Annotated in this window: 16 protein-coding genes; 3 read left to right on the top strand and 13 right to left on the bottom strand. The window is 44.9% G+C overall.

What is annotated here, in order from left to right; all coding sequences use genetic code 11:
- Positions 1-27: 27 nt before the first annotated feature.
- The 9 genes from AC6RV6_RS13240 to AC6RV6_RS13200 all read right to left on the bottom strand — a co-directional run bounded on the left by AC6RV6_RS13240 (position 28) and on the right by AC6RV6_RS13200 (position 9,708).
- Positions 28-1,851 carry a response regulator gene (locus tag AC6RV6_RS13240; protein WP_500241318.1) on the bottom strand — a complete coding sequence of 608 codons (1,824 nt, stop codon included), beginning with the start codon at positions 1,849-1,851 and terminating at the stop codon, positions 28-30.
- A gap of 14 nt (positions 1,852-1,865) precedes the next feature.
- On the bottom strand, positions 1,866-2,516 hold the full coding sequence (gene cpcF, locus AC6RV6_RS13235) for a C-phycocyanin alpha-cysteine-84 phycocyanobilin lyase subunit CpcF (protein ID WP_500241317.1): 651 nt from the start codon (positions 2,514-2,516) through the stop codon (positions 1,866-1,868).
- Between the two features lie 72 nt (positions 2,517-2,588).
- Positions 2,589-3,428, bottom strand: a complete 840-nt coding sequence (gene cpcE, locus AC6RV6_RS13230) for a C-phycocyanin alpha-cysteine-84 phycocyanobilin lyase subunit CpcE (protein WP_500241316.1) — start codon at positions 3,426-3,428, stop codon at positions 2,589-2,591.
- Between the two features lie 19 nt (positions 3,429-3,447).
- The gene (locus tag AC6RV6_RS13225; protein ID WP_500241315.1) at positions 3,448-4,185 is read right to left on the bottom strand and encodes a phycocyanobilin:ferredoxin oxidoreductase; all 738 of its coding nucleotides are present in this window, start codon (positions 4,183-4,185) and stop codon (positions 3,448-3,450) included.
- A 252-nt stretch (positions 4,186-4,437) separates the two neighbouring features.
- Entirely contained in the window at positions 4,438-5,313 is an 876-nt protein-coding gene (locus tag AC6RV6_RS13220) for a phycobilisome rod-core linker polypeptide (RefSeq protein ID WP_500241314.1), read from the bottom strand.
- Between the two features lie 182 nt (positions 5,314-5,495).
- The gene (cpcA, locus tag AC6RV6_RS13215; RefSeq protein ID WP_500241313.1) at positions 5,496-5,984 is read right to left on the bottom strand and encodes a C-phycocyanin subunit alpha; all 489 of its coding nucleotides are present in this window, start codon (positions 5,982-5,984) and stop codon (positions 5,496-5,498) included.
- Between the two features lie 115 nt (positions 5,985-6,099).
- The gene (gene cpcB, locus AC6RV6_RS13210; RefSeq protein ID WP_500241312.1) at positions 6,100-6,618 is read right to left on the bottom strand and encodes a C-phycocyanin subunit beta; all 519 of its coding nucleotides are present in this window, start codon (positions 6,616-6,618) and stop codon (positions 6,100-6,102) included.
- A gap of 203 nt (positions 6,619-6,821) precedes the next feature.
- Positions 6,822-9,296 carry a glycogen/starch/alpha-glucan phosphorylase gene (locus AC6RV6_RS13205; RefSeq protein WP_500241342.1) on the bottom strand — a complete coding sequence of 825 codons (2,475 nt, stop codon included), beginning with the start codon at positions 9,294-9,296 and terminating at the stop codon, positions 6,822-6,824.
- A 199-nt stretch (positions 9,297-9,495) separates the two neighbouring features.
- Positions 9,496-9,708, bottom strand: a complete 213-nt coding sequence (locus AC6RV6_RS13200) for a DUF2839 domain-containing protein (protein WP_500241311.1) — start codon at positions 9,706-9,708, stop codon at positions 9,496-9,498.
- A 107-nt stretch (positions 9,709-9,815) separates the two neighbouring features.
- On the opposite strand from AC6RV6_RS13200, the gene AC6RV6_RS13195 reads away from it, so the two are divergent.
- Positions 9,816-11,234 (top strand): hypothetical protein, encoded by a 1,419-nt coding sequence (locus AC6RV6_RS13195; RefSeq protein ID WP_500241310.1) that lies wholly within the window; start codon positions 9,816-9,818, stop codon positions 11,232-11,234.
- A gap of 205 nt (positions 11,235-11,439) precedes the next feature.
- The gene (locus AC6RV6_RS13190) at positions 11,440-11,754 is read left to right on the top strand and encodes a slr1957 family protein (protein ID WP_500241309.1); all 315 of its coding nucleotides are present in this window, start codon (positions 11,440-11,442) and stop codon (positions 11,752-11,754) included.
- A 64-nt stretch (positions 11,755-11,818) separates the two neighbouring features.
- On the opposite strand, the gene AC6RV6_RS13185 is transcribed toward AC6RV6_RS13190, so the two are convergent.
- On the bottom strand, positions 11,819-12,610 hold the full coding sequence (locus AC6RV6_RS13185; protein WP_500241308.1) for a Uma2 family endonuclease: 792 nt from the start codon (positions 12,608-12,610) through the stop codon (positions 11,819-11,821).
- 941 nt (positions 12,611-13,551) lie between these two features.
- Between AC6RV6_RS13185 and AC6RV6_RS13180 the strand changes: the two genes are divergently transcribed.
- On the top strand, positions 13,552-14,313 hold the full coding sequence (locus AC6RV6_RS13180; RefSeq protein ID WP_500241307.1) for a Uma2 family endonuclease: 762 nt from the start codon (positions 13,552-13,554) through the stop codon (positions 14,311-14,313).
- Positions 14,314-14,373: 60 nt separating this feature from the next.
- On the opposite strand, the gene AC6RV6_RS13175 is transcribed toward AC6RV6_RS13180, so the two are convergent.
- The 3 genes from AC6RV6_RS13175 to AC6RV6_RS13165 form a co-directional block, all read right to left on the bottom strand.
- Positions 14,374-16,152: an iron uptake porin gene (locus tag AC6RV6_RS13175; RefSeq protein ID WP_500241306.1), complete on the bottom strand. Its 1,779-nt coding sequence runs from the start codon at positions 16,150-16,152 to the stop codon at positions 14,374-14,376.
- Positions 16,153-16,432: 280 nt separating this feature from the next.
- On the bottom strand, positions 16,433-17,635 hold the full coding sequence (locus AC6RV6_RS13170) for a glycosyltransferase family 87 protein (RefSeq protein WP_500241305.1): 1,203 nt from the start codon (positions 17,633-17,635) through the stop codon (positions 16,433-16,435).
- Positions 17,636-17,799: 164 nt separating this feature from the next.
- The gene (locus AC6RV6_RS13165) at positions 17,800-18,324 is read right to left on the bottom strand and encodes a phosphoribosyltransferase (RefSeq protein ID WP_500241341.1); all 525 of its coding nucleotides are present in this window, start codon (positions 18,322-18,324) and stop codon (positions 17,800-17,802) included.
- Positions 18,325-18,451 lie beyond the last annotated feature (127 nt).

The following is an 18,451-nucleotide window of genomic DNA, read 5'->3' as shown; positions in this document are numbered from 1 at the left end:
TATTATTGCACTGAATAACATGATAATTTATTTCACTCGTTTGAGACGATTGAAAATACGATGGGCTAATTCTTGTCCGATAATAGGTTTGCATACAAAATCATCACCACCGATCGCAAAAGCACGCTCTCGAGTCGTTGCATCGGTACTCATGCTGAGAAATAAAACGGGTAAATGCTGCCAATACGGATGGCTGCGTAGGACTTGACATAATTCAATGCCGCTAATATGAGGCATTTCGATATCGAGTATTAATAAATCTGGCACGATCGCCCCCAAAACGTCCCAAAATTGTCGAGGATCGTCCAATGTGGTCAGCTTAAATCTCCACGGATGCAGAAGAGAAGGCATGGATTTTAACAACTCGATATCATCATCAACAATCATGACTTTATATTCCGTGCGAGAATGCTGTAAAATCTGCCCAATTGATGCGATCGCTTGCTCGGGAGTCGCGGGTTCTCGGATAAAAAAATACCCTCCTCGACGGGCAACTTCTAAACGATCCTCAAAGGTATCGCGATCGGCAATCGTCAGAATGGGCAACGAAGGCGATCGCAACGCAATTTCTGAAATTTTTGATAGTTTTTCTGCTAAAGTTGGCAAATTTCCTGTCAATTCAGGAGATTCGAGAAAGGATAATTTGAACAAGATGGCATCGGGAAATTGAGGTGCAAAGGGATCGAGAAAAGGTCGAATTTGTCTGGGATGTAACGCGATCGCGGTGCGAATTCCTCTGGCTCTTGCCGCGATCGCTAAAGATTCCGTAAAATGAGTATCGTTGTCGGCAATTAATAATAAAGGCGCATTATCTAAACAATTGTCTGGCTGTTTTTTTTGGGTATTATTCTTGACAAACTCTTGTTTTAATGCTTCTAAGATATTAGGAAACTGAGACAATCGAGGATAATCACCCTGCAAAAAATACTCTAATTTCTGCGCCAATTGAGCGCCTTGTTCCAAACCAAAAATCCCTAAATTTCCCGCCAAGCTGTGAGCTGCCAATCTAGCTTGTTCTTGTTGTTTGGCGTTTAAAGAACCTGTTGCGATCGCATTGGCAACTCGTTCTAACAGTTCTAATTGTTCGCCGCTTTTTTGATGATAGTTTCCCCAAATCACGCCTAACTCTTCGAGATGTCTAATTTGTCGATCTGACCCGGTATAAATTTCTGATTCTAACGGCATTTTTAGACGATACCCGTGTCCTCGCACGGTTTCTATAAAGTCGCGAGGCGCTCCGGCTTGTTGTAGTTTTCGGCGCAAACCTTTCAGATGCGATCGCACGGTTGCTGGGGAAGGTTCTTCTTCGGCATTCCACAAACTCTCAATAATTTCGTGGACATCTAAAACGCTGCGATCGTGATGTAAAAATAATTCTAATAAAGTATATTCTTTGGCAGTAAGAGAGAGTAATTGTTGCTTATAAGTCACTTCCAGACTACAAGTATTGAGTTGTAAATCTCCCCAATGTAAAACCGAGAGAAAATTGCCATTTTCTCTTCGCAATAGAGCGCGAATACGAGCATTTAACTCTTCAAAATCAAACGGTTTAATGAGATAATCATCGCCCCCTGCATCAAGTCCTTGAATCTTATCCGTGCTGGTATTTTTTGCAGTTAAGAAAAGAATGGGCATCTGATAGCCATTTTCTCGGAAGTGCCGACACAAACGAATCCCATCAATATCAGGTAAGATAATATCTAAAATAATGAGATCGTAAGCATAAGTCGAACCATAAGTCCAGCCTTGTTCGCCATTCAAAACAGCATCAACAACATAGTTGTATTCTGTTAAGCTCCTTTTGAGAATTTCAATTAATATTTCATCATCATCAATTAATAAAATTCGCATAATCGATTCTGAATCTATAAATGTTGCCAAGCAAGTTGAATGCGAGCGCGGACGACAAGTTCGGGTTCGATCGCTTGCCAAGTTTGCAAATTTTGGCGAATTTGTTCGGCAAATATGGGTTGCTGGACTGCCAATCCTTGCAATCCTACGATCGCCGCATAACGTACAACCCATTCCACATCCTGCGAGACAATCATCAACGTATCGAGGACTCGAGTTTGTGCGGGTTCTCGTGATTCGGAAGAGAGTTCTGACCAGAGAATATTACCCAACCCTCGAGCGGCAGCGCGACGGACGCTAAAGGAAAAATCTTTTCGAGCGGCTTGTATCAGGGTATCCAGTCCTCGAGGATCGCCAATTCCGGCCAAGGCGCGGACTGCCCAAGCCCTTGCCCCGTAATTATAACCGTCGAGTTGTTCGAGGAGAGAAGAAACGGCTGGAATTCCCACATTAATTAAGCCTTCAACAGCAGCAACAGAAGCTCCGGGGTTATTGTAACCGAGAACCTCAATTAAAGTCGGAATGGCTTCTTTGTGGCACAAGTCCGCCAATGCTTCCACTGCGTCCAATAAACCTTCTGAAGAGTCAGCGAGATCGACCGCTTTAATATAATCTTGAACTGTTATGGGTTGTTGATTGTTAGTGATTAATTGTTGATTACTCATCGATCGCCGTGTATGGGTTATTTTTTAGGTGTTATTGATAACTGATAACTGATAACTGATAACTGATAACTGTTATAAAAGGGAATCCATTAACTCCATGACGCGAATATTATCTTCAGATAGTTGAAGAGATGAGGGAGAAATCTCTTGAAGATGAGATTCTAAAACACCTTTGAGGGCAATTAACTTGAGACTGTTTTCGGCTAGGGTCTCTGCGATCGCTTCGGCTGCGGGTAAATAGCCTACAGCCCCTAAGTCCATTAAAGCAGAACGGCGCAATTGTAGGCGATCGTCTTGCAGTGCCTCGATTAAACGCTGTCCGTATTTATTTTCTCTTGTCAGTTGATACAATGCCCGAGCGGCTGCATATTGAACTTTCTCGACGGGATGTTTGAGAAAAGGTGAAATTGCTACGATCGCTTCTGTTGCTTGTAATGTTCCCAATGCTTCGATAATGGCTTCGTAGGGTTGAACGAGATGAGGTTTTCCCGGTACGAATTGGGCCACTTCGACTCCTCCCTCGAGGAATTTGAGTAAGTGGGGAATGCAACTGCGATCGCCGATCGCTCCCAAGGCTTGAGCGGCAGACTCTCTGACATAAACATCATCACATTTTAAACAGCGCAAAAGTGAGGGGATGGCTGCTGTTGCTTTAAGTTTACCTAGGGCTTTGGCGGCATTGCGGCGTAAGGGATAGCCACCATCGGGAGTACGGCGATCTTCATCTTCGAGGGCTTCAATTAATGCTGCGATCGCTTCTGTTTCTCGCACCCGAAATCTTCCTAGCCACCAAGCGGCATAGTAACGCAAACCCGTATCTGCTTTTTGCTTCAGGTTGGCGATCGCTTTTTCAATCGTGAGGGGTTCGCCATCGGGAGGTGTTAAATTTTCTTCACCAAAATATTCTTGCATTATTCAAGTATCAGTTAATTTAAGGAGAATCAAAAAGCATCGTATTCATGTAGCGATCCGCCCAAGATTCTCCAAAAGAACGTTCTAATACTCGCCGAGTTTTGTCATTTTGACGCTGCTGGCGGCAATAATAATTTTGTCCTTCGAGAACTTCTGCGATCGCTTCTGAATTCGATAAGGGGATGCTTTCCCGGGCAATTTGGCAGTGTAGGGACAAAAAGCGATCCACTCGTTCTAAAAACGCTTCTTCTTCTGACTCGCCAACGGGACGCACGAATAAGCAAAACTCAGAAAAAATATGAGCCCATTCCGGTAACACTCGGGGTTGTGAAAAAGTCGTGTCGGGTAAATCCGCCAACCCTCGACGGTATGCTTCCGACAACGACCGATCGCGAGTCATTGGAGAAAGATCCGCGATCGCTGCACTCACGCCTTTCGTGCTGCCCACAATATCCGTTCCAAATACAGGCAAGGGATAATGTACGCGGGGAAACATTACGCAATGTAAAATATCAACCCGGTTTCCCACCCGTGCCAACTCTAAATGTAACTTGCGAAACTGAGGTGTTTGATAGCAACGATTTTCAATAACGATTTTTTCTGACTCCAAACCGCCTTCTACATAACCCAAATCTTCGGGGATAAGATAAGGCGATAAGGTTAGTGATTCCCGCCATCGGGATTCAATACAATCTGCGAGCTTGCGAACCAAAATATGTTGGCGTTCTCTTAAAGAATAATGAAGTAAATTTACCATTTTCTAGGGATGTATTCTGAGAAGAAACAATCGGATTCAAGCGATCGGAAGCAAAAAACTAATTTTTACTTTTACTCTCATCCGTACAACCTCTCAGAATTTTAACTCATAGTGCTTTCTTTTGTTCCGAGAGGATAAATCTCAATAACAATTGAATTGTTTATCTGAGATTGACTCTACTTTTCCGCCATCTTGCGATCGCACCTCCAATTTTTTCGCATTAACGCAAATTTGTCTAAATTTGACTTGTTTTCAGACGAGGGTGATGCTAGCAATTTTACCGCCTTGGCGATCGATCTGTTGGAGTTTGCTTGATAACTCTTCACAAGGAACGAGAAAAATATCAATCGGCTGGTTGTTATGGGGATAGCGCGATCGTTTTAATCCTGAAACTTCAAGACGATAAAAACGCCGTTCCGAACTCATCCTCTTCCCTTTAGGGTCAGAGGAAATGCGTTCCTCAGAAAAATGATGCGTGGGAGAGCGATAAGCCCATCCTTCCAGACTGCCCGAAGGAATGACAATCGCTGAGGCTCGGTTTTCTGCGAGTTCGTTGACCAATCGAGCCTCACTGCCTTCAAATTGAGCGCGATCGCTATTGGCATAACCGCGATAGAGGCGAAACATCCTAGTGAAACCGACGGTTCTCTGGCCGTGCTGGCTGGCAAAACTTCGATAGTACGGTACGATCGCTTCCCCAAAACTGTCTGCATACTCCACCGAATTAATATAAGAATCAATATCAGCTTCAAAGCCTTCTTTCTGATAGCGATCGAGGTGTTCGGTTACTTCGGATTTGTCGTAGGGAGCGCGTCCCAATAAATGCTTGAAATTCAATTCGACTACGCGAGTTTGCAAATTGCCGTACAAGAATTTTGATTTGTAGAGTTCTGACTTGGCGATCGCCCGCACGAATTCGCGAACGTTTAAAGCGCCATTATATAAATGACATTCACAGTTCGTTAGGCGTTCGGATGCCATAATATAGTCATTGCCGAGAACCTGACGATAAGTTGCTTTAATTACAGCTTTAACATCCTCTTGACGACTATGAGGATGCAATTCGATGGGTTTATGTTCGCTAAAAGCAGTCGTACCAAGACGAGAAGCTGCTACTGTAATGGTCACGAATTTTCCTCTCTCATAATATTCTCCCCAAAATCTTCCTCTAGACAAGGCTCAATTGCTGAAAATATCGATGCGGCGATCGCTGCGTTTCTCTTGTTCTTCCTAAAATATTGCTCGGAACGAGAGAAAACAGTTAACCTTTTGGCTCAACCGCCTTCTGCCATTCCGAGCAAGAGAAAACCCTAGCTCAGGGCATTAATAGCATAGTCAATGTAGGAGTTGGCTTCAACAGCAGGTTGTCCGCTCAATCCATGATTGGCTTTGATGTAGCTGAGAGCTTCAATAAACCAACTGGGAGATAATTCAAAGCTGCTGTTGATTTCATCCAATCCAGCAATGAGGTATTCATCCATCGGACCGGTACCGCCAGAAACGAGGCAGTAGGTGACCATCCGCAAGTAATAGCCGATGTCCCGTACGCACTTGGCTTTACCTTCAGGGGTAGAAGCATAGGTCGGCCCCTGCATCGTGGTGGTGTAGGGGAACTTTTGGTAAACGGCATTAGCAGCACCAGAAGTTAAAGCTGCAGCTTTAGCACTCAGGTTTTTAGCCGCTTCTAAGCCGGCACTAGCACGATTAAAACGACCAAAAGCAGTTTGAACTTCCGAACCGCTTAAGAAACGTCCTTGAGAATCAGCGCTTGCAACAGCTTCAGTCAGGGGAGTTTTCATGGAAAAATTGACCTCTTTAACAATGGTTTGCGAAAAATGTAAAAGAATTTAACAAGTTCTTAACTTGATTAAATAGCAGGCAAATTGCCGGAATATCTCAAAATCGAGAGGCAATCTAAGCAACTGCAGCTGCAGCGCGATCGAAGTAGCTCGCAATTTCAGCCATGAGAGCGCTGCAATCTCCGGAGGTGATACCGGATTTGTCGTTAGCGATCGCAACAGCAGCTTCTTTCATTTTGCTGACACCAGCAGCAACGGAAGCACCGGGGGTTCCTAATGCCAAATAAGTTTCGCGTAAACCATTCAAGCAGCGATCGTCTAAAACGCTTGCATCGCCAGAAAAGATAGCGTAGGTTACATAACGCAAGACAATTTCCATGTCCCGCAAGCAAGCAGCCATGCGACGACTGGTGTAAGCATTTCCACCGGGCGCGATTAATTGAGGCTGTTCGGCAAACAAAGCGCGAGCGGCATTGGTGACGATGGCAGAAGCATTACTGGTAATGCGATTAACCGCATCCAAACGCTTGTTGCTATCTGCAACCATTGCGCTGAGAGCATCGATTTGATCTGCGCTGATATAAGCGCCCCGAGCGTCGGCTTGGGAAACGACCCGCGTAAATGCGTCAAACATTAAAGCATCTCCTAAAACTTGACTGAATAGTAATTTGATTCAGTTTTTTATGAACCAAGATTATTGAAACAAATCAAACGTGCAGATTTTGTGCAGTTTTTTGTAATCTTCTTAAACATTAATGGCGTTTTGTAACGAAAATTTAACAATTGTCATTTTTGTCAAAGTAATGGGGAAAGTTTCCCTCTTTCCCCATTACGCCATTATCCTTTTAGGCCTGCCTTATCTTGGCTGTATTCTTCAATTTCCACTTTGACGGGTTGGGCGCGCCAAATTTCCGTTGCGTATTCGCGAATGGTGCGATCGCTGGAAAATTTACCCATGCGTGCGGCATTGAGAATAGACATTTTCGTCCAATTTTTGCGATCTTTATAAGCCGCGCTGACTCGGTCTTGGCATTCAATATAAGCGCGGAAATCTGCCAAGAGCATATATTGATCGTGATGAAGCAAGGAATCCAGCAAGGGCTTGAATAACTCGCGATTACCATAGGAGAAATAACCCGAGGCAATGCGATCGAGGGTTCCTTTTAACTCCAAATCGCGATTGTAATACTCCATGGGGTTATAACCAGCGGCCTTCATTTCTTTAACTTCCTGTGCGGTTAACCCAAACAAGAAGAAATTCTCGGCCCCGGCTTCCTCGCGAATCTCGATATTCGCACCATCGAGCGTGCCGATAGTTAAGGCTCCATTCATGGCAAATTTCATATTTCCGGTTCCCGAAGCCTCTTTCCCTGCCGTGGAAACCTGTTCTGAGAGTTCTGCTGCTGGATAAATACGCTGTCCGAGAGAAACGTTGAAGTTTGCCATAAAGACCACTTTTAAGCGTCCTCGTACATCGGGATCTTTATTAACCACTTCACCGACGGCATTGATCAACTTAATCACCAACTTGGCCATGAAATACCCCGGTGCTGCTTTGCCGCCAAAAATAAACGTGCGCGGTACAACTTCCATATCGGGATTGTGCTTAATGCGGTTGTAGAGGGCAACGATGTTGAGTACATTTAACAATTGCCGCTTGTATTCGTGAATGCGCTTCACCTGCACGTCAAACATGGAATTGGCATCCACTTCAATATTATTGTGCTTCCAGATATAATCGGCGAGAGCTTGCTTATTGGCTTGTTTGATTTCTTGCCAGCGAGCGTGGAAGACCGGATCTTCGGCATAAGCCTCCAGTTTCCGCATCTGGTCTAAACTTTTCAACCAACCATCGCCGACTTTTTCGGTAATCAGATCGGCTAACTTGGGATTGCACAATAAAATCCAACGACGAGGGGTGACACCATTGGTTTTGTTGACGAATTTTTCCGGCCAGAGTTTGGCAAAATCTTTCAGGGTATCGCTTTGCAGGAGTTGGGTATGTAAAGCGGCTACCCCGTTAATGGCATGGGAACCCACGCAGGCTAAATGCGCCATCCGCACGGATTTTTCGTCACCTTCTTGAATGATAGACAAACGCTCGAGGAGTTCGGGTTCATTGGGAAACCACGTACTGACATCTGCCAAGAAGCGATGATTGATTTCGTAGATAATTTCGAGGTGACGGGGCAGAATATAGCTGAATAAACCGACAGACCAACGCTCTAAGGCTTCGGGGAGGAGGGTGTGGTTAGTATAAGCAAAGGTCTTTTGCGTGATATACCAAGCCTTATCCCACTCCATATCGTGTTCGTCTACCAACAGGCGCATCATTTCGGCAATACTGACGGCGGGGTGAGTATCGTTGAGTTGGATGGAAAAATGCTCGTGCAGGTTGTCGAGACTGGGATGAAGGTGCAGGTGATTGCGAATGATATCTTGTAGGGATGCCGAAACGAAGAAATATTGCTGTTCTAAGCGCAACTGTCGGCCTTGAGGGGTGTTGTCGTTGGGATAGAGAACCTTGGAGATGGTTTCCGAGGACATTTTGCTGGCCACTGCGCCATCGTAGTCTCCTGCGTTAAAGGCATCGAAGTTAAAATGCTGGTCTTCTCCGGCTTCCGATCGCCATAACCGCAAAGGGTTAACGGTGTTGGTGTTGTAACCGGGGACGGGGGTATCGTAGGGAATGGCGGTGACGGTGCGATCGTGTACCCATGTCACTTTGGGGCGACCGCCTTCGTCGTGATAAACTTCCGTGCGACCGCCATATTTAACTTGTACTGTGGCTTCGAGGCGGGGAATTTCCCAAGGATTGCCATAACGCAGCCAGTTATCGGGGATTTCTGCTTGCCAGCCATCGCGGATCTGTTGGTGAAAAATACCGAATTCGTAGCGAATGCCGTAGCCGATCGCGGGAATTTCGAGGGTGGCAAGGGAGTCGAGGAAACAGGCGGCCAAGCGTCCCAAACCTCCATTTCCCAAGCCGGGATCGTGTTCTTGTTCGATGATTTCGTCGAGGTCGAGACCCGCTTCTTTTAAGACTTCGCGGATTTCATCATCAATGCCCAAGTTCACGAGATTGTTGCCCAAATGCCGCCCCATGAGAAATTCGGCGGAGAGATAGCAAACTACCTTGACATTTTGTTCGAGGTAGGTATCGCGGGTGTTGATAAACCGATGCAGGAGGCGATCTCGCACTGTATAAGCCAGTGCCATATAGAAATCGTTAGGAGTTGCCCATTTCTGGTATTTTCCTTGTCCATAAAACAAATTATCGGCAAAGGCACGTTTGAGGGTTTCCAAACTCATGCCCGTGCGATCGTCTTCTACTTTTATTTGAATGTTCTGGGGAGATGAATTTGTCTGAACCACGGGGTCACTCCGCTCCTATAGTAGTTTTTCTGTTTGGTATTGTGACCCCTGTTCTCCTCAATCCCCCCACTTCTTAATAAAATTGTCGCGATCGATCTCCAATGGCGAATCAAATTCGCGATGCTTCGACCTGTTGTTAGTCCACATTCCACCAGCCAAAACCCGGGCCGATAAAGCGGATGGTAATCCAAGCGGCGGCGAGCAGACCAATTCCGAGCCAACTGCCTCGAGTGGTCCATTTCATAAATTGGTCGGCTTGATTTTTGGTGATGGGAATCCACGGCAGAATATTTTTGTCTTTGCCGTATTTATCTCCGAGTGCTTCCTGACGGCGTTTTGATTCACCCATGATCTGTTAGTTGTCTCCCAAGATATAGAGTGTGTATGGAAATTATGATAGCGTTCCGAGTCAATTGCTCGTGCAACAAATCGTGAAGCATCTAACGACAAATTTTTATGACTCAATCCGACTTGCTCGCTTTGGCCAAACAGGGACATCCTCAAGCGATCGCAACATTACTGACCCGTCAATTTCAACCCAAGGGAATTACTGTGGAGGTCACATTGCACGAAGATTGTTTGTATCTGGCGATCGCAGCCCCCCGAGTTCCCAAGCAAACCACGTTTAGCACTTATATCCGCGAATCCTTCAGCAAACTTGCTCCCAAAGGGATCGATCGCATTGAAGTCTTGGGGTATCAACAAGGGGATTCTCAGCCAACGTGGCACAAGGTATTTTCCTTGATATCTCCTTTAACTTCTCCGGTGTCCCCAAGACCCTCATCCTTATCTCAAAAACCGTTATGGTTGCAATGGACGCTCGCTAATCTCAAGGGAATCTTAGTTTTTGTTATCTTGCAGCACATCTTTTGGTTTTTAGGCGTTATTCCTCAACTCTATCGCTCTACGACCCTCGGACTTTTTGGCAGTACTCTCCTCATTGCGATCGTTCAATCCTCGTTTTTACAAAAACGACTTCCTCTTGGGGGTTGGTGGCTGCCGGCCACTCTTGGAGGCTTGGGGGTGGGGGCGATCGCTAATCCTGTTTTATCGCCTTTATTTGATATTGGGATAACGATTGTTGCCAGCACTCTCATGCAGTGGTGGGTGTTGAGGAAATTTCTCCGACAGGATTTACTCTGGATTTGGGGAAATTTAGGCGGGTTGGTCGCGGGGGTTGGGATTGGCTCTATTGTTGTGAAGGTTTTGACGATTGCGAGTTCTGTGGAGGCGATCGCAAATTGGCAGTTAACTTTAGCGATCGCGTTTGGATTTCTTGCCTTTAGCTGTATTCAAGGGGCTACCATTGCTCGCTTGTTGCAGAATCCCAAACGCGGAAAAATGCCACCGCGATCGCGCAAAGATGCTGGCTTTGCGACCCTCTGGGGTTTTGCTGTTGCCTTCGGTTTTTTGCTCTTCATTACCCTTGCAGAGATGGGAGGATCGGGTCTGGATGCTTTATTAGGACATGGATTCTATGGATGCGTTGTTGGTTTGGTGGCGGGGGGATTGCAATTTTGGCTTCTCCAACAAAAATTAAGGAAAACTACTGCCATCTCGGGCGATCGCTGGATCTGGGCAACGATGACCGGATATGCTCTCTTTTTTGGGTTGTCGGGACTGGTGGGAATGAATTTGGATTTCTTTGCTCTTTTTTTGGCAGGAGGTGGGGCGATTGTGGGGACGGTGCAATGGTGGTGGGTTTTGCGAGGACGACTGCCACGATCGCACTGGTGGATTGCCGCGATGAGTTTGGGGGGGTTGCTGACGGGATGGAGTCGTAATGGTTTAAGTGGGGGTTTAATTGCGGCGGGAATGATGCTTTGGTTGTTGCGGAAACGATCGGATTTGAGCAAGGAAATCGGCGATCGCTAATCTTAATGCGTGTTACAACTGCGATGCGATCGCGGGAAAAGTTAAAGAAATATGGAGTTATGGCGAGTAATGTAAAGTTTCCTATTGTTTGTGGCGCGATCGCTCAAAGGAATTGCTAGTATTTTTCCTACTTGAAGCAAAATTATCAATATTTTGTGGCTTTATAGTTGTTCGTACTTCTTCAAAATCTACTCACAAATTGAAAATGAGACATTATCAAGAACAATGGATTGATGAATGGTGTATGGAGAACGGTTGGACGGAGTTATATCGAGAGCGATCGGGGAATTATTGGGCGTTTCCTCCAAATGCGGTAATGCCTCAGCCGATTCCTACTTCTATTCTCAAAACAATTAAGACACATAAGGGATGGTGCTGGCAAGAACAAATAGTCATCGGCACTGCTGTACTCTCTACGTTAGGCAGCATTGGCTTAAGTTTTCTGTTTAAATGTCCCATTCCTTTAGTTTTTGCTTTTGGGATCGGTGCAGTTTCTTCAGCATTACTGGAAATGGACTAAAGAGAGTTTAATCGTTGTTAATTTGGAGAGCGATCGCATTGTTTAGCGATCGCTTTTTTCGAGATTAAGTCTCATCGGGATCGATACCGTTTTCTCGCAGCAAACGAGCGAGGCGATCGGCTCTTTCTCGCTCCTGTTGTGCGATTTGGCGCTCCTGTTGTGCAATTTCACGTTCCTGTTGTGCAATTTGGCGTTCCTGTTGGGCTACTTCTTGGGGGAGTAAAATCAAATTGAGATCGCGATCGTAAAAGCGCAACCATGTTGCTGTTTCTCGGGTTAAGGTTCCTTCCCACGTTCCCAACCACAAGCCCAAACTTTCACACCACAACCATCCTCTCTCGTCTGGCGCGATCGCTTCGTAGCGTTGATTTCTTTCTAAATGCCAGCCTTGTAAGGATTCGCGATCGAAAGGATTATAAACAAAGTAATCTTGCGTTCTGAAAGTTTGTTCGTACAGTCGCTTTTTATTACCGATATCTTCGCTTGCGGTCGAAGCAGACATGAGTTCGACAATCACATCAGGATAACGCCCTTGTTCTTCCCAGACAATCCAACTGCGACGTTCTAGATTACCATCCACATCTAGCACGACAAAAAAATCGGGTCCGCGAAAATCTCTATTTCGCACCTGTTCGCTACTGTAATAGATGAACATATTCCCGCCAGCGAAATAGTTTTCTCGTTCTTGATAGGTTTGATGGATAGAGTCGATCAGAACATTCATGGCGATGCGGTGGCGGTTGCTTTCCAAGGGTTCTCCGTCGTCGTAAGGTAAATCTGTGGGGGGTGTTGGGTGGGTTTCCTCATTGAGGGGTTGAGTTTGCGGGGGGTGTTCTTGAATTGATTCGACTGGCATGGTGGCATTCTCTCGAGGCGATCGGGCAATAACAAGGCTTTTTTATCGTATCGCTTTTTTCGGGGAAAGTTTGGATATGAATACGATATCAATATGATGATCGTTGAAAATGCAAAATTTTCTATAAAAAAAAGTTTTTGTTTTAACAACTATTTTTATCTTTTGCCAAAACAAGAGAGGTTAATTCAAAACCTCTCTTGTTTTAGGTTAAGTTAGAAACAGCACATATTTGCCTGTAATACTCTAGAGAATTCCCAGTTCTTTGCACCGAACCAGGATTGTTAGAGCAGCCGCAGTTATTTGGGCGACAAAAAGTATGGCTGCGATTCGATTATTTGGCATTCGATTATTTAGCATTTTTGTCTCTCCAATGAATTTACATTTGTAACCTTAGAGAGAAGATCGGAAAATTTTGACTCATATCAGAATGAGTTTGAATATTAATCTATGCTCGATCTTCTTTCTGGAGATGGGCATTTTTTTTGCCTTTCTCTCCCAAACTGTGGATTATACTGGGGAGTATGAAAAAAATACTCTGAAAATTATTTTTATATTGGTATTTTATAGTTGGTATAAGTCTTGAGGGACAAGGATCTCAACTGTCAGTCCCCGACAAAGATGTAGCCTGCAATTGCTTTCTTGGCGCAACTAGAGACCTGTCAGGATGGTGAATCTACTTTGCTCAAAGTTGCTCAAAGTTGCTCAAACGGGATGGAGTCGTAATGGTTTGAGTTGCTCAAAACCATACCTTACGGGTCTTTCAATTTACTTGTCTCCAGAGTCTATCGTAAGACTGGGTTTTTTCTCCCAATGCCATTAATTAGCGATCGCCTTCTCCTAAAAAATGATAGGATTAGAAAGAATGTTCTCCTTTTCACGCTATGGTCAACCTCTCCCCAAAGCAGAAAACTCCTTCTCCAAAGGCGGAGAATCTGCCGACAATGTACGATTTACCGAGCGAATTTCCAGAGGAACCCGGTTTGCCAGACCTTTTTCATTGCTTCCAACCTGTCCTATTGAGCCAAACCTGTCGATCGCCTCTCTACTCGAGAGAAAATTATTTAGTTGCCAGTGACTTTAATATCTACTACGATCGCGAACATACATTGTGGCACAAGCGACCGGATTGGTTTGTCGTCTTGGGGGTCGATCGCGGCACGCAACAGCGAGAGTTGCGCTGGAGTTATGTTATTTGGCAAGAATTAGTCAACCCGTATTTGGTAGTAGAGTTATTATCCCCCGGCACCGAAGCAGAAGACTTGGGACAAACCGAACGAGAACGCGATCGCCCTCCGACCAAATGGCAAGTATACGAACAAATTTTACAAATACCGTATTATGTCATTTACGATCGTTACGAGAATCAATTGCGAGCCTTTCATTTGCAAGGCAATTTTTATCAACCTGTAGCACTCCCCGATAATCGTCTCTGGTTGGAAGAATTAGGCCTAGGTTTGGGATTATGGCAAGGAAGCTATGAAAGCATTGAGGGTTTATGGTTGTGCTTTTATGATGCTTCGGGAAATTGGATTCCAACTCCTGACGATCGCGCCGAACAAGAGCGAGAACGTGCCGAACAAGAGCGAGAACGTGCCGAACAAGAGCGAGAACGTGCCGAACAAGAGCGAGAACGCGCCGATCGTCTTCGACAATTACTCCTCGAAAATGGCATCGATCCCGATTCTCTACCCGATAATAGCTAAGTCAACAAGGGAAGAGGAATCGCGATCGCCATTCTCTTCCCTCAATTGCAGCGAAGTTGTTTAGAAAGTAAAAGTCGTTCGCAGGGTAATAATACTCGCTCCCGACTCAATTTGATTAGGACTGGGGAAAAAGATAATCCCCGGAGTAATCGAGACATAATCCGTAATGGGGTAGCGATAAAAGATCTCCAAGTGATAGGGAACCGTACTGTTCCGGAAAGTCAGAGTCGGCGCATCAAAACCCGCAACATAGGGTTGCGCTCCAACGAAAACCCCTAATAAGGCATTATCTTTAAATAAATCGGGGAAGGCGACTCCTAAACCATAAGTCCAAATCTCATAGTTTCCGGCTTCCACTGCTGGCGCGTGAGCATCGATATAGGTAAAAAAGCCACTGAGAGACACCGCATCGCTAATTTTCCAAGCCATTTCAATCCCGTAAGCATTAGTAATTTTAGGGATCGTTGAGCCAGATGATGCGGTATTGGAAAGGGCGCTTCCTACCACTCCTTGACTGCCCAAACCTCCCATATCAAATACGGCGGTATTGCTGGGATGATAGCCGTGATTGTAAGTGAGACCAATCGAGAGATCGTCTGTCACGTCAAAATCCAACTGGGCTAACATGGCATAGTCCCCCCCGAAGAGACCTTCTCTATTTTTCGTGCTTGACGGACCCGCGAGATAGCCCACGGATAGACGTGCAGGTCCGAGGAAAGATTCCAGAAAATCTAAGTCGAAGTTGAAGCCAACCCCTGCACCGCCACCAATGCGATAAATGGGGTTGCGAGATGCAAAAGTGGATAATGCTCCATTACCTCCGTCATAATCTTCAAAATAGGGGTTCAAGGTAGGAACAAAGTCACTCCAAAGTCCGCCATTGGCGAAAACATAAGCATGAATATCCTCTCCAAAAGGCCGAGAATAGGAAACAGAAAAATTGTTAGTTTCAAAGGTGGGGGTATTGAAACCAATATTGAAAGTTTGCGTTGTTTCCCCGGTTAAAGAGTCTGCACCAGTTACACTAACTCCCGTTAATTCGTTGGCATCTTCCAACATCGCCAAATTACTAATATCAAAGCGGATGGTGAGCAGATCTTCTCCCGTAAAACTCGTTCGCAGCCATAGTCGTCCCTTTCCTCCAAAGACGGCATTTGCACTATTATTATCTGTCAGCCCAGCCAATTCAATGCCGTTTAATGTTCCCCGAGAGAGGAAGACGGGATTTTGATTAATGGCGAGATCGCTGAAGGCAAAGGTTACTTCTCCGGTAAGTTTGGTGGTTGTGGAAAATTGATGGTCTTCGAGGTTAATAATCCGGGCTTCGAGATCGTCAACGCGGGTTTTAAGGGTATTTAAGGTGGCGGTTTCTCCTTGTAGGATGGCTTGAAAATCAGCCCATTCGTCTTGTTGTACAAAATCTTCGGTGACTTGAGCCAGTATCCCTTCTATGTTTTGCAGGCAGGCATTGAGGGCGGCGGCTAGTTCGTAGCGAGTGAGGGCGCGATCGCCGCGATAGGTGCCGTTGGGATAGCCCTGCAAGCAGTTGTAGCGTCGTATTAGGTCGTCTAAGGCTTGATAGGCCCACTCTTCGGGGGAAACATCGCCAAATTGTTCGGCTCCTCCGGCTTGTTGTTCGAGTGCCTGTTTTAAAAGCCAATCTTCTTTGATGCCATCATATAAATCTTGCTCTCCTTGCTCGTCGTTGGACAGGGTGGGTAAATCGGTTGCTGAGGTAGACGATGAGGGTAAGGTGTATTCTTGTGCGATCGCTGGACTTAAAGGAAGTAACAACGCAGACAGGGCGAGACCTGTAAGAATACGATGAGTTCTGAACATTTGGACAACCTCCCCACACTTTGGATCTAAAATAGCCCCTGAATTATGGCAAGGAAATGTCAAGATTTAGTCAAGATTTTGGAAAAGTTATTATTTTGAATGCAATGGGTGCAATATTTATATGGCGATCGCTCAATCGATACTGGAATGAGTGAGGAATGTAAGGTTTTGGCGGCGATCGCGGCTTGGTGATTTTCTCCTCAGCCGAAATAACAAATCTCTTCGATCGCTTTACTCAACAGATAGTTTGAGAAGGAAAGCCAATCTGGTCTGGATTGATTCAAGAAGGGACGATCTGCTTTTGGTAACGCTTGCGACTTAAAAACAATAGCCAAAAGGCACTCAACAATAAGAGAACAATATCGCACCTTAAAAGCAGTAAACTCCAACGAGGAATACTAATAAAACGAGGAACAAAGTTGGCTAAGACAACCCAGATTAATAGACCGACTCCGAGAATTTTTTGCCTGTCAATATAAGCCTGAGAATGAGAAAAATGTCGCCAAAATAAAGGGATTAAAATATATAGTAACACTAGATCGTAATAATTGCCAAATCCCAAAATGAGAGAGAAAATTAAGAGAATTCCAAAAATATCTTCAGAGAGGATTTGTTTGCGAGATGTCCAGAGAAATAGTGTCAAAATACATCCTAACAATAATAAATTGGGCAGCGCAAAACCCGTGAGGAGATAAATGAAATTTTGTAAGCGCGTTTGACCATACCATCCCAAACGATTGAAGGATTGTGATTTATACAGTTTTAAAGCAGATAGCCAATGATTTGTTAAGCCGATGGGATTATCGATCGCTAAGGGAACAATACACAATGCGATCGATGTCGCCACAGCAACGCCCAAAATCCCCCAACAACCTTCTAAAGCAAACCAAAGAAAAATAAGTACGCATAATTGAGGTTTAATCGTTGCAACCCCTAAAAACAAACCCGATATTACCCATCTTTTGCGACGATAAAAATACCATCCTCCCATCAAAGCGGCTCCAGCAATTAAACTGGTTTGTCCCATCCAAATCACTTCGGAAGTAAAGGGAGCGCCAATAATCAAAGTGGGAACATACCATCTCAGCCCTAAATCCTTTTTTGAGGCTTGAATAAAATTAATGCTAAAATAGACGATTAGACCTAAACAAATGAGGTTTAATAATGTAAAAATAATCTTAGCTTGTTCCCACGGAAATGAGCCGAGAAACATCGCTAAAAGTGAAATTTGGGGAGGGTAAGCAAAATCATAAATGCGATCGCTTGCTGGCAATCCTGTAACGACTTGCAAAGCCAGTGAAGGATCGTAAGCATTTGTGCCTCCAAGCCAAAGTTTTCCAGCGATGTAAAGAAAGCGCATATCGAATTGACTCCCTAAAGGTGCGCTTCTTCCCCATCCAAGAATGCCAAATCCCAACAAAAAAAGGACGCTAGATGATAATAAAACAATCCGAAAGATAGGATTCCTTAAAAGGCGGTACATTGTTACATAGGTGCATCTTAAGTTTTGCAACAACACTAAAATTGGAAGCGAAAACCTTAATTCTACTGTTGTCTCAATTATCGATTTACAAATTTGAGATGCACCCTGTTACATAGCCGGCTTATTTTATTCTAAAAAAGAATTTTGTTAGCGGCGAATTTCACTCATTCTACCATGACCATTGCCTCATATTTATTCGCAATTTCTGCGACAGTCACTTGTTCGTAATATTCAAAAGGCTGGTGAATCCAAGGATTATCGGGAAGATAACTGACGTAATAATCTGGCGCGATCGCGGAACAGTTTTTATACCAAAGAACACTTGTACGAATCTCTTCAATCTCTGCACAATTCTCTTGCAGCCATTTCACTGACTCGATCAAACTCACCCCAGAATCTACCAGATCGTCCACCAATAGCACTCGACTCCCCAAGGAAGGCATGGTCATGGAAAGATGCTGAGAAAAGGAAATCTCGCCGCGAATGCGATTTTCTTCCCCGTGATAGGAAGCAGCCGAGAGAATGGCTAGGGGGCGATCGTACAAGCGACACAGTAAATCTCCAACGCGCAACCCTCCTCTCGCAAGGCAAACAATACTATCAAACTGCCAACCCGATCGGTAAACTTTCGCAGCTAAGCGTTCAATGGTTTCGCGGTATTCCAACCAAGACACATACATTTCTGGCATAGGGTAGATGGGGATTGAGGGACTAATAATGTTACGACTTATGAAGTTATGGCTCATTTTACGGCAAAAATCTGCTAACTGGGAACTTTTCCTGCTAAAAAGGAGCGTTACAACACTGGAGTCACGA

The organism is Spirulina sp. LEGE 11439 (genome assembly GCF_059821285.1).
The sequence above is the reverse complement of the archived record's forward strand: the minus strand, read 5'-3'. Positions and strand labels throughout refer to the sequence as shown.

Coding starts and splice junctions, on each gene's coding strand:
- AC6RV6_RS13240 (WP_500241318.1), bottom strand. CDS start 1,851: ATGCGAATTTTATTAATTGATGATGATGAAATATTAATTGAAATTCTC.
- cpcF (WP_500241317.1), bottom strand. CDS start 2,516: ATGAGTAATCAACAATTAATCACTAACAATCAACAACCCATAACAGTT.
- cpcE (WP_500241316.1), bottom strand. CDS start 3,428: ATGCAAGAATATTTTGGTGAAGAAAATTTAACACCTCCCGATGGCGAA.
- AC6RV6_RS13225 (WP_500241315.1), bottom strand. CDS start 4,185: ATGGTAAATTTACTTCATTATTCTTTAAGAGAACGCCAACATATTTTG.
- cpcA (WP_500241313.1), bottom strand. CDS start 5,984: ATGAAAACTCCCCTGACTGAAGCTGTTGCAAGCGCTGATTCTCAAGGA.
- cpcB (WP_500241312.1), bottom strand. CDS start 6,618: ATGTTTGACGCATTTACGCGGGTCGTTTCCCAAGCCGACGCTCGGGGC.
- AC6RV6_RS13205 (WP_500241342.1), bottom strand. CDS start 9,296: ATGAGTTTGGAAACCCTCAAACGTGCCTTTGCCGATAATTTGTTTTAT.
- AC6RV6_RS13200 (WP_500241311.1), bottom strand. CDS start 9,708: ATGGGTGAATCAAAACGCCGTCAGGAAGCACTCGGAGATAAATACGGC.
- AC6RV6_RS13195 (WP_500241310.1), top strand. CDS start 9,816: ATGACTCAATCCGACTTGCTCGCTTTGGCCAAACAGGGACATCCTCAA.
- AC6RV6_RS13190 (WP_500241309.1), top strand. CDS start 11,440: ATGAGACATTATCAAGAACAATGGATTGATGAATGGTGTATGGAGAAC.
- AC6RV6_RS13185 (WP_500241308.1), bottom strand. CDS start 12,610: ATGCCAGTCGAATCAATTCAAGAACACCCCCCGCAAACTCAACCCCTC.
- AC6RV6_RS13180 (WP_500241307.1), top strand. CDS start 13,552: ATGTACGATTTACCGAGCGAATTTCCAGAGGAACCCGGTTTGCCAGAC.
- AC6RV6_RS13175 (WP_500241306.1), bottom strand. CDS start 16,152: ATGTTCAGAACTCATCGTATTCTTACAGGTCTCGCCCTGTCTGCGTTG.
- AC6RV6_RS13170 (WP_500241305.1), bottom strand. CDS start 17,635: ATGTACCGCCTTTTAAGGAATCCTATCTTTCGGATTGTTTTATTATCA.
- AC6RV6_RS13165 (WP_500241341.1), bottom strand. CDS start 18,324: ATGCCAGAAATGTATGTGTCTTGGTTGGAATACCGCGAAACCATTGAA.